This is a genomic window from Planococcus sp. SSTMD024, from assembly GCF_041320495.1.
Classification (GTDB): domain Bacteria; phylum Bacillota; class Bacilli; order Bacillales_A; family Planococcaceae; genus Planococcus.
In genome coordinates this window covers 916031-931135 of the sequence record NZ_JBGGNS010000022.1, presented here as the reverse complement: position 1 = coordinate 931135, position 15105 = coordinate 916031, and the positions used below count along the sequence as shown (strand labels likewise).

At 32.7% G+C, this 15105-nt stretch carries 14 protein-coding genes; all 14 read right to left on the bottom strand.

Annotated elements, in window-relative coordinates; translation table 11 throughout:
* Positions 1-35 precede the first annotated feature (35 nt).
* The 14 genes from rfbB to AB9R92_RS13280 all read right to left on the bottom strand — a co-directional run bounded on the left by rfbB (position 36) and on the right by AB9R92_RS13280 (position 15102).
* Positions 36-1055: a dTDP-glucose 4,6-dehydratase gene (gene rfbB / locus AB9R92_RS13345; RefSeq protein WP_370669913.1), complete on the bottom strand. Its 1020-nt coding sequence runs from the start codon at positions 1053-1055 to the stop codon at positions 36-38.
* Positions 1052-1909 (bottom strand): dTDP-4-dehydrorhamnose reductase, encoded by an 858-nt coding sequence (gene rfbD / locus AB9R92_RS13340; RefSeq protein ID WP_370669912.1) that lies wholly within the window; start codon positions 1907-1909, stop codon positions 1052-1054. Before rfbD ends, rfbB begins: the two co-directional genes overlap by 4 nt.
* Positions 1906-2472 carry a dTDP-4-dehydrorhamnose 3,5-epimerase gene (rfbC, locus tag AB9R92_RS13335; protein WP_370669911.1) on the bottom strand — a complete coding sequence of 189 codons (567 nt, stop codon included), beginning with the start codon at positions 2470-2472 and terminating at the stop codon, positions 1906-1908. Before rfbC ends, rfbD begins: the two co-directional genes overlap by 4 nt.
* Positions 2469-3371 (bottom strand): glucose-1-phosphate thymidylyltransferase RfbA, encoded by a 903-nt coding sequence (gene rfbA, locus AB9R92_RS13330; protein WP_370669910.1) that lies wholly within the window; start codon positions 3369-3371, stop codon positions 2469-2471. The genes rfbC and rfbA overlap by 4 nt, the downstream gene beginning before the upstream one ends.
* Before the next feature lie 77 nt (positions 3372-3448).
* Positions 3449-4906 carry an MATE family efflux transporter gene (locus AB9R92_RS13325; protein ID WP_370669909.1) on the bottom strand — a complete coding sequence of 486 codons (1458 nt, stop codon included), beginning with the start codon at positions 4904-4906 and terminating at the stop codon, positions 3449-3451.
* A 172-nt stretch (positions 4907-5078) separates the two neighbouring features.
* The gene (locus AB9R92_RS13320) at positions 5079-5939 is read right to left on the bottom strand and encodes a glycosyltransferase (protein ID WP_370669908.1); all 861 of its coding nucleotides are present in this window, start codon (positions 5937-5939) and stop codon (positions 5079-5081) included.
* Between the two features lie 52 nt (positions 5940-5991).
* Complete coding sequence (locus AB9R92_RS13315; RefSeq protein ID WP_370669907.1) at positions 5992-7188, bottom strand: glycosyltransferase; 1197 nt, start codon at positions 7186-7188, stop codon at positions 5992-5994.
* A gap of 4 nt (positions 7189-7192) precedes the next feature.
* Positions 7193-8485, bottom strand: a complete 1293-nt coding sequence (locus AB9R92_RS13310) for a hypothetical protein (protein ID WP_370669906.1) — start codon at positions 8483-8485, stop codon at positions 7193-7195.
* Positions 8486-8527: 42 nt separating this feature from the next.
* Entirely contained in the window at positions 8528-9646 is a 1119-nt protein-coding gene (locus AB9R92_RS13305; RefSeq protein WP_370669905.1) for a glycosyltransferase, read from the bottom strand.
* A gap of 80 nt (positions 9647-9726) precedes the next feature.
* A complete protein-coding gene (locus tag AB9R92_RS13300) occupies positions 9727-10848 on the bottom strand; it encodes a glycosyltransferase family 4 protein (RefSeq protein ID WP_370669904.1) in 1122 nt (373 codons plus the stop codon).
* A 14-nt stretch (positions 10849-10862) separates the two neighbouring features.
* Positions 10863-11723, bottom strand: a complete 861-nt coding sequence (locus AB9R92_RS13295; protein WP_370669903.1) for an NAD-dependent epimerase/dehydratase family protein — start codon at positions 11721-11723, stop codon at positions 10863-10865.
* Positions 11724-11741: 18 nt separating this feature from the next.
* A complete protein-coding gene (locus AB9R92_RS13290) occupies positions 11742-12344 on the bottom strand; it encodes a sugar transferase (RefSeq protein WP_370669902.1) in 603 nt (200 codons plus the stop codon).
* 14 nt (positions 12345-12358) lie between these two features.
* Positions 12359-14209, bottom strand: coding sequence for a polysaccharide biosynthesis protein (locus AB9R92_RS13285; protein ID WP_370669901.1), 1851 nt, complete (start codon positions 14207-14209; stop codon positions 12359-12361).
* Between the two features lie 125 nt (positions 14210-14334).
* Complete coding sequence (locus AB9R92_RS13280; protein ID WP_370669900.1) at positions 14335-15102, bottom strand: tyrosine-protein phosphatase; 768 nt, start codon at positions 15100-15102, stop codon at positions 14335-14337.
* Positions 15103-15105: the final 3 nt, after the last annotated feature.

Sequence of the window (15105 nt, the reverse complement as noted above, 5' to 3'; positions counted from 1 at the left end):
ATTTTCGCCTTCTCTCTTTCCAACCTTTAGTTAAGTCATTTACTATACTGATTCTCGAAATATTCCTGATACTCGCCAGAAATAACCTTTTCCCACCATTCCGTATTATCTAAATACCACTGAATGGTTTGTGCGATACCAGTTTCGAATGTATAAGTTGGCTTCCACCCCAACTCTTCTAACTTAGTAGGATCAATAGCGTACCGTTTATCATGACCTAAACGATCCGTGACGTATTCAATCAATTCTTCTGGCTTGCCAAGAGTGCCAATAATTGTTTTAACAACTTCCAAGTTAGTTCGTTCATTATGACCGCCAATGTTATACACTTCTCCATTTACACCTTCGTGCATGACTAAATCTATAGCACTGCAGTGATCCAGAACATGCAACCAGTCACGAATATTTTTCCCATCGCCATATACAGGGACAGTTTCGTCACTTAACACTCTAGAGATAGTCAATGGAATTAACTTCTCTGGGAAGTGATATGGGCCATAATTATTAGAGCAACGTGTAATGTTAACTGGTAGATTAAACGTTTCATGATAAGCACGTACTAACAAATCCGACGAAGCTTTAGAAGCACTGTATGGACTGTTCGGCATTAAAGGTGTGTCTTCTGTAAAGAAAGTCGTTGGATCAAATTCAAGATCACCATAAACTTCATCAGTAGATACATGGACGAACTTTTTAAGTCCATATTCTTTAGCAGCATCCAGTAAGACTTGTGTTCCAACAACATTCGTCTTTACAAAGATGCCTGGATCTGTAATAGATCGATCCACATGACTCTCCGCAGCAAAATGAATGACAAAGTCAAAATTATATTTCTTAAAGACAGAAAAAATTGTTTCTCTGTCAGCAATATCAGCTTGTAAGAAATGATAGTTCTCAAGAGCTTCAATTGCTTGATGCTTAGTTAAGTCACCAGCATATGTTAGCAGATCTAGGTTATAAATATCATAGTTCGGATATTTTTCCACCATATATTGTATAAAGTTGCCTCCAATAAATCCTGCTCCACCAGTAACGAGAATACGGTTTGTACTCATAATTTCACCTCTGACTTCAATTCATAAAGATATCTTTTAACAGCATCTTGCCAAGGCGGCAATAAATTAAATCCATTCTCTTCTAGCCTCTGCTTAGACATTCTTGAATTTAATGGACGTCTAGCTTTTGTTGGATATTCTTCAGTAGTAATGGCGTTAACTTTCATTTCAATATTCGATTGAACGAATATTTCTTTTGCAAAGTCGGCCCAGTTACAATATCCTTCATTTGATGCATGATAGATTCCATATTTTTCTCCTAAAACCATCTCGAGTAAAATGTCTGCTAAATCAAATGTATAGGTTGGAGATCCATACTGGTCGCCAACTACATTTAGTTCTTCTCTACTCTCGGCAAGTTTGAGCATCGTTTTCACAAAGTTATTTCCGTTCACACCAAACACCCACGATATTCTGACAATAAAATACTCTTCAAGAGCTTCTTTTACTCTCAGCTCTCCTTCAAGCTTTGTTTTTCCGTATGTACCAATCGGATTCGGATAACCTGTTTCCTCGAAAGGTTCTTCACCTGATCCATCAAAAACATAATCGGTACTTATGTATATAAACTTAGCATTAACAGTCTTAGCAGCTTCGGCCAAGTATTTTGTTCCTTCCACGTTCACTTTCCAACACACTTCTCGTTCGTCTTCCGCTTTATCTACAGCAGTATACGCAGCACAATGTATGACTGCGTCAGGATTTAGATTTTTTATATACTTCTCAACACCAGGTTTATTTGTTATATCTAACTCTTTACTACTAATGCCTACCATGTTCAAGCCTTTCTCTTTACCACGACGAACAACGTCATAACCCAATTGACCAGTAACACCGGTTACTAAAATCTTCATATACTTTCTCCAAAGACAAAATTATTTTCTGCATCTTTTAATGATGGAGCTTTTTCATCTTTTTCAGAAGTAATAGGTTTTACATCTAAAGGCCACTCGATAGCAATATTTGGATCATTCCATATTATTCCTCTGTCATTTTCCGGTGAATAAACTTCATCCACCTTGTATTGAACTTCAGCATCTTCAGTTAATGTCATGAAAGCATGAGCGAAGCCTTTAGGAACTAATAGTTGTTTTTTATTTTCTGCTGACAACTCTATCCCAATCCACTTCCCGTAAGTAGGACTACCTTTGCGAATATCTACTGCCACATCATAAATTGTTCCTTTAGTACAGCGAACTAACTTTGTTTGAGCCTTAGGACTTAATTGATAATGTAATCCTCTCAACGTGCCTTTCTCTGCCGAGAATGATTGATTGTCTTGAACAAAATTCAGTTCCAAACCTGCTTGTTGAAACTTCTCATAGCTAAACGATTCCATGAACCACCCTCGATGATCCCCATAAGTTTGGGGCTCTATTACAAACACACCGTCTAAAAATGACTTGTGAAATTTCATCCTAAAACCTCTTCTCTTTGCATTATATCAGTACTTTTTTTAGCCAATCTTATAAGATATTGTCCATACTCATTTTTTTTCAAAGGTTCAGCTAATTTCAATAATTGGTCTGAATTTATATATCCCTTTCTATAAGCAATCTCTTCTAAACAAGCGATCTTCAGACTTTGTCTTTTTTCAACGGTTTCAATATATGTTGATGCTTCTAATAATGATTCGTGAGTTCCAGTATCCAGCCAAGCAAAACCACGACCTAATAACTCTACATTTAAGTCCATTAATTTTAAGTACTCTTTATTAATATCTGTAATTTCTAATTCTCCACGTTCAGACGGTTTGATTCTTTTTGCAATATCAATCACTCTATTATCATAAAAGTAAAGTCCTGTTACAGCAAAACTTGATTTTGGTACATATGGTTTTTCTTCAATAGAAATTGCTTTACCTCTGTCATTAAATTCGACCACACCAAACCTCTCTGGATCTTTTACATTATATCCAAAAACAGTAGCTCCAGAGTCTCTTTTAGCCGCATTTTCTAATAATTTAGTAAAACCATGGCCATAGAAAATGTTATCTCCTAAAATTAAGGCTACACTATCATTCCCTATAAATTGTTCACCAATTAAGAAAGCTTCAGCCAATCCATTTGGAGATTCTTGAACTGAATAATTTAACTTCACTCCAATATTTTCACCATTCCCTAACAATTGTTCGAATCGTGGTGTGTCTTCTGGTGTAGAAATAATTAAAATCTCCTTTATTCCAGCTAACATTAATACAGATAACGGATAGTAAATCATTGGTTTGTCATAAATAGGCAAGAGTTGCTTAGATATTGTTTTCGTTAATGGGTAGAGTCTTGTCCCACTGCCACCTGCTAAAATAATTCCCTTCATAGACGATACTCTCCTTAAAGTTACTTTAGTTTTTGTATTTACTTACCATTCCTTTTATTAAAATCGATACTTCTACATCACTCTGTTTTTAATAATATTCTAAAATTAATAAATGTGTATTTAAGATCTTTACTTTTGATAACCAAATATATAATATAGGTCGCTCCGTATAATATCATTACCCACCAGGAGTTCAAATACCATGCTGTTATTATAAACATTGAGGTCAAAATAAACTCGAGACTTATATCTTTATAAACAGAGATGCCTAATTTTTTAGAAAGTATTACTTCCGCAAAAATACATCGAATAATCAAAACAATTATTATTGACAGTACTGCTAAATCTAAACTCTTCATAACAATCGTTGTGAAAAAAGTAAAAATTGAACTTAATATAAGAGAAATTATATTAATATTTAACATTGATTTTTCTTCTCTCAATGTTTTGAGATAAGTATTTATCAACAAGGACACTTTTCCTTCATATATACAAATAGGAAGTAAAAAAGCCATATATTTCAAGCTATCGCTATATTCTGGCAACCACATGGATAATATAACCTGTAGCGGATAATAAAAAATTAAAATAGCTAATAACAAAATCATCAGTAAATCTCTCATACTCATATAAATTAATGGTAATTTACCCACATCTGCTCTTCGTAAAATTGGAAATAACACAATACCAAGCGTATTAATGAATACTAAAATGAAATTCGACAAACTTAATGTAAGAGATACCTTACCAAAACTTGAAACATCCCAGGACCTCTCGATACCAAATCTAACGACTCCTACAACTAACAGACTTGCTATATTAGCCAACATTAACTTTATTCCAACGCTTATATTTTCAAATGTTTCTTTAAAATTAAAATAAAAAGAAGAAATATTGAGGAAAATAAAATCTCTACATAAATATATAACACATGACAATAATATTGTTTTTGCAATTAGATCCGCCATTATAAGTAGTTTAAAGTCTGTAACTCCTATCATTAATAAAAGAACAACAAGTAAAACTAAGTAAGTAACTTTTCCTATGATTGTAACTAAGGCGTACTCTTTAATTCTATTTGTGCTTTGCAGAATAAATATGAGCATATTACTTAAATTGACAATCACTAAACATGCACTTGTCATTTGCAATATATATACTTTATCTTCCAATTGAAAAATGAATATCGAAAAAAAAGATATTATTAATGCAATAACAATTTGGGTTACAGCCAACATATAAAATTGCGAGAAAAAGAGGGGTTTATTAAGCTTTTCATACTGTTCCCCGCCATATCTCAAGTAAATACCATCATTCCATCCTAAGTGCATAAAACCTACATATGTTGTATAAAAAATATAAAGTTGCCAATATCCATATGCTTCGATGCCGATTAATTTGGGCACCAGTAAAACTGCTAAAGTTGATGCGATTAGGGAGACTATATTGGAAATGATTGCATAAGAAAAGTTGGAAAAAAAAATCTTGGCTTTTTTACTGACATTTAAATTCCGAAAATTATTATCACTTTTCAAACTCAGTTTTATTCCTCATTTTTTTGTTCATGACTAAAACTCCTTCTTAAAATGATTACTTCCAAGCGATAAAAAATACAGATTTTTATAGTAATTTAAACCCTAAACAACCGGCCTTTTTATTCAAAAGTAATTTTCTATCTGTTTCACTCTAATTAACTGCAATATTATATTAAAAGTTTTTCATTTCACTAATTAAAACTTCTATTGATTTTGCTTTAGTATTTCTTATAAATGTTAATTTTTCTTCGCTTTTATTATAAGCAGCCTTAGTTGCCATTCCTTCTAAGTGTTTGATTTTCAATTCTGGAAGATACACACTTTTCAAGTTTTTTTTATTTAACTGAACAAACAATATAGCTTCTTCTCTATACATAAACGTTCTTGGATCAAAACCAGACATTTTTTTAAAAAAGCTAGGAGTAAAAACAAAACAGCAGCCATGTACGATAACATTTTCTTTTCTTTCTATATTATACTTCTGCAGTCTCATTCTTTTTTTAAAACTTTTTATTTTCGCAATAACTGTATATCTTAAGGTCAACTTTTTTATTCTACCAATTATACTTTTTTCACTTCTTAATTTTTTCAATTCTTTATTGTAATACTCTAAACTTTTTAAATCTTCGGGAAATTTTTGTATAGAGTTGTCAATTAACAAAATTTCTGGTCCTATTACAGCGGCCTCAGATTTCTTATATTCTTTAATAACTATTTCAAAAAAATTATTTTGCATTAGTTGAGTATCATTATTCAAACAGCAGACAAAATTTGCTCTGAGTATATTTTTCGCATACGATATACCTACATTATTACCTTTTGCAAATCCTAAATTTTCTTCTAACAAAATAACGTCAACTTTATTATTATTCCTATAATAATACTCAAGCTCTATTCCAGTGTTATCTTTCGATCCGTTGTCAACTATAACAATATGATAATTGCTTTTATTGTTATTTAGTATTGAATCTACACAATTCTTTGTCAAATCAATCGTAATATAATGTAATACAACGTATGCTATTTTATTCATAATTCCTCCTTAATTAATGAATTTTTCTTAATATAGTAGTTTTTTATAAAAATCAATTATTCACTAATAAGCGCTCGTAGCTACTTTCATAAAGTTTAGCAACAGAACTTGTAGAGAATTTTTTCTCTGCTAATGTCACACATCTTTTGGATATGTCATCGTTATCCTCTATAACTTTTTTAATAAAGTCATCCAACGCTGCATTTTTACGATCTATATTCACACCAACGCCATATTTTTCTACTATGTCACTACATCCGATAGCATTACTATTACAAATAATAGGAATTCCTGCCGATAAATATTCGACAGTTTTTATTCCCATCCTTACATCTGGATTATTCATAACCTGTAGACCTGCCAAACATCCTATTATACTAGATTTAATATCTTCTGGAGATTTAGTTTCTACACTATATATTTCATCTGGTATGCCACTTTTTTTAAATTCTTTTTTAACTAGCTCTATACCTGAGGGTAATACATAAAATTCGAAATTGATTTGTGGATATTTGTTATGGATTTCTTTTACAACGGAAGAATATAACTTTACATTATTCCAACCATTCCCTATACTTCCTACATAACAAATTGAATTTCGCCTTTTTTTCTTTGCTAAACTATAAATTTCGCTTGAAGGAGGTACTTGTGCATTATTAGGTATATGCAAAACATTTCCATCATACTGATTTAAATATTTTTCAAACCTTTCGGATATTGCAATATTTAGGGAATTATTATTAGCAATAAATCTTTCTATATCACTCCAATCTTTAAACTTTTTGCTTTCTTTATCTATTTTGTATGTACTTTGTAATTCTGTAAGATAAGGTGATCTCGCATCAAATATTGTTTTCACTTCCACCTTCTTCCTTTTATTTACTTTAGCTAATAAAAACCCACTATTATATCCACGAGCATGTAATATATTTATCTTTTTATGTTTCACAATTTTTTCCAACGTTGTAATTGTTTGTAAAGATAATAAGTTAAGCTCAAATTTAGATAAAGGAAACTTATATACAATAATAGGTATTCTAATTAATTCTATTCCATTATTTTTCAATCGATTTTTTATTTTTTCAAATTCCTTCTTCTTTTTGAAGTAATAATCGACTCTGCATGCCCAAATTAAATACACTTTGAATTTTTCTTTGTTTATAGCAGAAAGTACATCGAAGACTTGCGTTTTCACTAAAGGAGAAAAAAGTTCTTCACGAACAATTAAATATCCTATATTTTCTTGCATATTTTCAAAACCTCTTCCACTTTATTTTATAAATAATCACGACCATAATAATGAATATTTCAAAAAAAGTTCCAGTAAAAAAATAGTTATTTTTAAAAGAAAGTATTAATAACAGAACAAAAATACATATTGATACGAACTTAACTTGTCTTACTATTTTTATAATATCTTTATTAGTTTCTACCCTATTCCTATTAATATTTTGAATATCTAAATATAGCTTGGTATACCAAATTAAATTAAGTATTAATCCCAATATACCAATAGAATAGATTGTACGAGTATAACCAGGATCTTGAAGTGGCTGATAACCTGCTCCAAAAATTAGTTGTGGTAATGTTAACGAATCAAAATTGAAATGAACTGATGCTGTCGAATCTAAGTTAGTGTTCGCATACGAGGCTTCTACTTCTTGAATTAAAATTGCAGTCTCTGGAAACGTATCATTAATTTTATATAAGTAGTTAACATTTAAGTTAGTTGTTGAAATCAATAGTATTATAAAAGGTATAGTAATTAGTGGAACAACCATGCTGCAACATATTACTTCAAATCTTTTATACACTTCTTTTCTGTAATAAAAAATAAAAAATAACATTAGAACTACTAACATTACAATCGAAAACCTAGATGTAAGAACTGAGGCTGTAATAAATATTAACATCAGGATTCTACTAGTTATATTTTTCATAACTTTCTCAGAAGAACTTGCAGCTAGCAAAAAACCAATATTGCAAATCATACCTGCCATATCAAATCCCATCATTAATCCTGTAGAACGATAACTTCTTATTTTTTTCTCGTAGCCATTAAACCAACTGATGTATTCTTGTAACTGAGGATTAATACCTGCTGTTATAATCACAGTTATTGCATGTAATGTTAAAACTATTAGTAGTGATTTAATGATAGTTGATACTGAGTATTTCGATCCAACTAATACAATCCAAATCGAGAACATTGAAATAATCGACCGCAAATATCTGCCCCCGATAACTATGTCTAACTCATTGTTAAACAACATTACCATCATTGCATAAGTAAAAATAAACAGCACGAAAAAAATATACCTTAAAAACTTTTTACTAATATTCAATGAAGATTTTCTTTTTGCCATAATCATTATCCCAGCAATCGACATTATCATACTAGTATCGACATAAGAGCCGAACTTTGGACCGAACAAAACGAAGAATAAAAATATAACTAAAGAAAATTCACTAATTTTTCTAGCGATGAATAACTGTTTTAATGGTTTATCAACGCCTTCTTTAACTGCTACTGCATTAAAATTCACATTCTCACCTACGTTCCAAATAGAAAATGAAAGAACTATAATTTACACTCCAAGCATACTTTTCCATATTTTTAAATTATTTTTAAATGAAAATTTTTCATTCCATTGAAGCCCAGCGTTATGACTATATTCCTCCCATTTATCCCATGACTCTGTTAAATTATCTATCGCTTCGATCCAATTTTCATTGTGTTCACGATCATCAACTAAAATGCCAGATGAACCTTCTATTACTTCATTATTAAACCCTACATCCGAACCTATAACTGGTAGTTGAGTTGAAATATATTGCACTAGTTTGAAACCAGCTTTTCCCAGCGCATATTCACTGTATATGAGTGGCATAATTCCTATATGGGCATTGAACATTTCTTCTTTTGCTTTTTCCCTCGACCATTTAATATTACGAATCTGTAAATAAGTAGTATTTGTTTTCAATGGCTTATTGCAAACTATGGACAGTTCAAGCTTTTTCTTTTTTTCTTTTTTCATTTTAAATGCTGCTTCTTCTAAAATAGGGATTATTTTTTCTAAGTGTGGTAAATTCCCAGAAGTGGCTACCCAAACTAATTTGACCTCTTTATTAAAACTTTTTTTTCTTTGATTATTTATTTCATTTTTGTTGAAGCCTTGAAAATCACCATCAGTTGTTGGAAGCGAAATCACTTTATCTTGGTGTAATGGATTGATTTTCGATTTTAAAAATATATTTGAAACTATTATCTTTTCACTCTCTTTCTCTAATAGTTCGAATTGCTTCGCATCAATTTCTCCACTTCCTAAGATATGATCATCAAAATCCCAATACAATTTGGTATGCTTGACCAACTTCTTTATTTGTAAAATCGTTAGGTTTGGTGTGTGTCTAGGAAAGAAGGTTTTAGAAACTATAGTCGAGTCCGGTTTGTTAATAATATCGTAAAGTAAAAATACTGTAACTCTAAAAAATATAATTAAGAAATAAAGAACTTTAAGTATGAAATAATTAATTTTCTTTTCTTTATCATAATTTAAATATAACTTATAAAAGTTGCTTGGTACCAATTCTTTAATGTTGATTTCACCTTCAAATTTATTACAGTATTGTATTATTCTATAATAACTAGAGGGGGTTATTTCTTTATTCCTTACATATATTGAAACTTTTTTAAGTTTGCTCATTCTTCTATCTACGACCTTTTTTCATGATTTTATGTACTTACAATAAACATTCGTTTCTAGAGCGTTTTAAAAACTTAAAACTATAGTTTATACTCTGAGGAGAAAACTTCTTCCAACTTCTCAAAGTAAGAATTGATTACTATATTTCTATCAAACTCTTTTTCAATTTTATATCTTGAATTAATACCCATTCTCACTCGCTCATCAAATGTTAACTTAACAAATTTTTCTATTTTCTCAACTAAATCTTTCGTATTTTTTTTTTCGAAAGTATATCCGTTTATTCCTTCATCTATAGCTTCTCTGCACCCTGCTATATTTGAAGCAATGAGGGATCTTCCAATTGCTCCTGTTTCCAAGAGAACGTTAGATAAACCTTCCCCTCCATGAGATGGTTGAATTAAACAATCGGAATCTTGAATAAATGGTATTACATTAGTTTGATATCCGAAAAAATTAATAGATTTATCGTCAACATATTTTTCTATTAAACCAGCGTAGTAGCTCTGAGAATTTTCAATAAAGCCAATAACATTAAACTGGGTTTCAGGATACTTTTGTTTAGTTAATCTAGCAGCCTCTAAATACTGGTCGATTCCTTTGTCTTTCATGATACGCCCTATAAATAAAAAATTTACTTTCTCTGTATTTAATTTCTTTTCAAACTTAAAGTCAGTTAAGTTTACGCCAGACCCAGGAAGCAAATCATAATTCCCTTTAACAATTTTTAGATCCGACAATTTTTTTAAATCTTCTGTATTTTGAAAAAAAACACAGTGAGATTTTTTTAATCCCATTTTGTAAAGACTTGATAGAAACATTTTCAATGATTTTTTTCCATTAAATCCACTACCTAGACCTGTAATGTTACTGATGTAAGGTATATTCAAAATTCCACAAGCTATACCACCATACAGGTTTGGTTTAATAGTATAGGTAAAAACTATATCGGGTTTAACTTTTTTCAGCATTTTTAGATAATGTCCTAAAAGTTTGCTGTCTGTAATGGGATTCGTCCCTCTTCGATCAACTTTTGTTTCAATAAATTTACAACCCCAGCTAACCATTAAATCAACTTTTTCATCATACGGGAGTGAGATATAAACTTCGTAACCCTCTTTTAATAATCTTTGAATTAATTCTTTACGAAAATTGTAGATTACAAAACCATGATTACCTAATAATAAAACCCTTTTTTTCATCTGTAGGCCACCTATTAAATGCTTTTTTTAATCGATTCGTCTAACGTTTTTACTTGATAATTTTCTCTATACACGCCAAGCTCTTTTTCATATACTAAATCTCCAAATACTTTCAGTAGTAAAGGAACTCTATTAATAAAAACACTTATTGGTATTGAAAAACCTTTTAACAGTAAAATTTTTCTGTTTTGAAATCTAGTAATTTGCTTTACTAAATTACTAGTATTGATGTATTCGGTATTTTGAGGAAAGAACAATCCTCGCTCTTCATTTTTAATAATTAATTTCAGAAATTCCGAAAGATTATCTATATAAAGCATACTTCTTTGATTTTCAACATTCGGAAAAACAGGTAAAAATTTAGCAACTTTTACAAGCTTTCTGAAATTCCCTTTTGATCCTTTACCATAAATCATTGGAGGACGAACTATTACAACTTTAAATTTATCGGTTTCAATTTCTTTTATTTCATTTTCTGCTTGCAATTTACTATCACCATAAAAATCATTTGGTTTTGGTATAGTATTTATATCTATGACTTTCCTATTTACACCACTATCACCATATACAATAATACTACTCATGAAAATGAATTGCTTCACACCGCAATTCTTTACGTGGTTTGCAACTTCAAAGGTCAAGTCTCGATTCACTTTATAATATTGTTCTTCCATTTTAGGATTTCTCGAAACATGAGCTATCCCAGCAACATGTAATACGGAATCATATTTTCTAAAATTATACTTCTTCCATTCATCACCACGTACAGAAAGTTCGTCGACATCATATTGATCTGGCCATTGCTTTAACCAAGTAACCAGGTTAGTACCAACATAACTTCCTTTACCTGTGATTAGAATCTTCTTTTTCTCCATTCTTCTAACATCCTAACTTCATAAGTTTTTATTACCAAGACTTGCCCCTTCTTTTACCCCATCACTTCTTAATACACTAAATACTGTTTTCAGAAAGATCTCTGAATCAAGTCTTGGGTTTTGTTTCTGAACATACTCGCCATCAATTTTTGCTTTCAAATCAATGGGTAATTCATCGCGACCACTGATTTGTGCTAAACCAGTCAATCCTGGAAGAACTCCATTTACTTTATATTTATCTCGTTCTGCAATTAAATCGTATTGATTCCACAGCGCTGGGCGTGGTCCTATAAGGCTCATGTCACCCTTAAGAATATTAATTAGCTGAGGAAGCTCATCAAGACTTGTCTTTCTCAGAAAGTTACCTACCGGAGTAATATAAACATCTGGTTTATCTAATAAATGTGTAGGCATCTCTTTAGGTGCATCTGTCTTCATGGTTCTAAATTTCAAAATGTAAAACTCTTTCTTATTCTTACCGATGCGCTTCTGTTTAAAAAATACAGGCCCTTTTGAATCTAATTTTATGATTAAACTTAGAATAAGGAAAACAAGTGATAACCCTGCGAGAATTGCCAATGAAAGCGTAAAGTCTACAATGCGCTTTGCTACTGGGAACATAATAGTATCCCCTTTCAATTCTGATTAGCTGTTGCTTGTAACAAGTTTTTTGCTTCAACATTTTTACGATTGGCTAGTCCTACCAATAATTCTTTAAGCTCTATATTGTTCATTTCATGCAGCTTCTCCATTATATATTTGAGCTCCAATTCTGCTACTGGATTTGCTACACCAATAAAAATTTTAGGGAAAACTTGGTTATCCTGTATTTCATCAGAATCAAGTAGTTCCTCATACATCTTCTCACCTGGACGAATTCCTGAGAAATTAATTTGAATGTCTTCTTCGGAATAACCAGATAAGCGAATTAAGTTTTTTGCTAAATCGACTATTTTTACAGGCTCACCCATATCAAGAACAAATACTTCTCCCCCACGTGCTAATGTTCCAGCTTGGATAACCAAGCGTGAAGCTTCTGGAATTGTCATAAAGTAGCGAGTCATATCTGGATGCGTTACTGTAATAGGTCCACCCGCTGCGATTTGTTTCTTGAAAAGAGGAATAACCGATCCCCGAGAGCCAAGTACGTTGCCAAACCTTACTGCTACAAAGGTTGTTTCACTCCGCTTAGCCAAGTTTTGGACAATCATCTCCGCAAAACGCTTCGATGCTCCCATGACATTCGGAGGGTTAACTGCTTTATCAGTTGATACCATAACAAAGTTTTTCACTCCAGCCATGTGTGATGCTTCTGCAACGTTCTTCGTCCCGTATATATTGTTCTTCACAGCTTCCATTGGGTTTCCTTCCATTAAAGGAACATGTTTATGAGCTGCCGCATGGTAAACAACATCCGGTTTATATTCGTTCAGAATTCCGATAATTCGTTCACGATCCTGAATGTCGGCGATTAGAGATATAATTTTTGTTTCGTTTCCTATGGCTTTACGTAGCTCCATATCAATTAAGTATATGGAGTTTTCGCCGTGGCCAAGCAATAGAAGTTGCCTTGGACCGAAACGTGCGATTTGACGACAAATTTCGGATCCTATTGAACCGCCTGCTCCGGTCACTAAAATCGTTTTGCCTGTCAATTGATCAGCAATTTTGTTCATATCAAGCTTCACTTCTTCACGACCGAGAAGATCCTCAATTTTCACGTCTTGAATATCGGTAACAGATACTTTTCCGGTCATGACATCTTCAATAAGGGGTATAGTCTGCGTCTTTATGCCGGTATCCATACAATGCTTAATCAATTCAGCTGACTCTTGCTTACCAAGTGATGGTATAGCGACAATAATTCGTTCAATGGCATTGTCTTTAGCAATGGAATCAATTTCTTTTGTTTCACCGTGTACAACACGAACATCATAAATGTCCAAACCATGCTTATTCTTATCATCATCGACAAATAGAACCGGCAAAAATCCATTCTCAGGATTATTCAAAAGCTGGCGCGCGACGAGTGTACCGGCTTTTCCAGCTCCAATAATCATTGTACGTTTAAGTACTTGATCCGGAGATTTAAACTTGAAAGCTTTACTACGCATCATGCGCCAAGATAACCGAGATCCTCCAATTAAAAGTACGTGAAGCATCCAAGTGATAGCTAACGCACGAACTAAAATGTCACCACGATAGATAAATTGGACCAATGCAATTGCAACTATGGATAAGCTGACCGCTTTTACAATAGATGAAAGTTCGCCAATCGATGCGTATTCCCACACTTTCCGGTAAAGTCCGAAGTACATGGCAAAAACATGATGGGCGATGAAGATAGTTAACGCACTTGCTAAGAGGAATTGGTTCTGGAAAATATCTACGTATGGGTAGAGGATATAGTAGCCTACGAAGATGGAGAAAAATACTATTAACGAATCGACTACTATGAGTAAAGACATTCTGTTTTTCAGTGACATTTGGGTCCACCCTTTCACGAGGCATTACTATTTACACAAGTACTGGAAATCTGTTGCTAATTTTAACATGCATTTTCCAGTAAAGATAGAGTAGAAATGTAAAATTCATACTAAAATATTAGGTTTTAAGCAAAGATATTCCACCACTTGCCCTTTTCTATGTCTTGTGGCTCAAGAATATACAGGTCTTGGTCCAGGAGGATGCGGTCATTGTTCTCAAGTAAGATGTCAATCATCTGGTGACGGTTCTTTTTCTCAAGTACATCTAATCCCGCATTGAAATGGAATGGTCTCACATTTTCACTGTGCACATCCGAACCGTATACATGAATCATATTCGCATCAATCAATTGAAGCGCCGTCTTTTGGATGCTCTTGCCGAAGCTCCCGGAGAGTGATCCTGCTGTCACTTGTGCCATGGCGCCGTGAATCAATAGTTTCTTTAATCGTTCTGGCTTTTGGATGATTCCCTGGTTGCGTTCTGCATGGGCAATGATTGGAATATAGCCAGATGTTATCAATTGTTGGATGACTGGCACTGTATAAGCCGGAATTCCGGATGAAGGCAGCTCTAATAACACATAGCGTGATTCCGCTAAAGTCAAAGCTTCGCCATTTGCGAGTCGTTCCGGCAGTTTATCCGACAAGCGGCATTCCTGCCCACTATAAATTTCTAATGGCAAATGTGCTCCCTTTACATATTCTTTTACTGCCTTTAATTGCATATGAAGTGCAGCGATATCAGTTTTGAAATTCGGATGGTGGCCATGTGGCGTCGCGATAATTCCCGTCAAGTGCTCGTTGACTGCCATATCCAATAACCGTTTCGTGTGTTCCATTGTTTCTGCACCGTCATCTAGCGCTGGTAAAATGTGTGAATGTGTATCAATCATGTT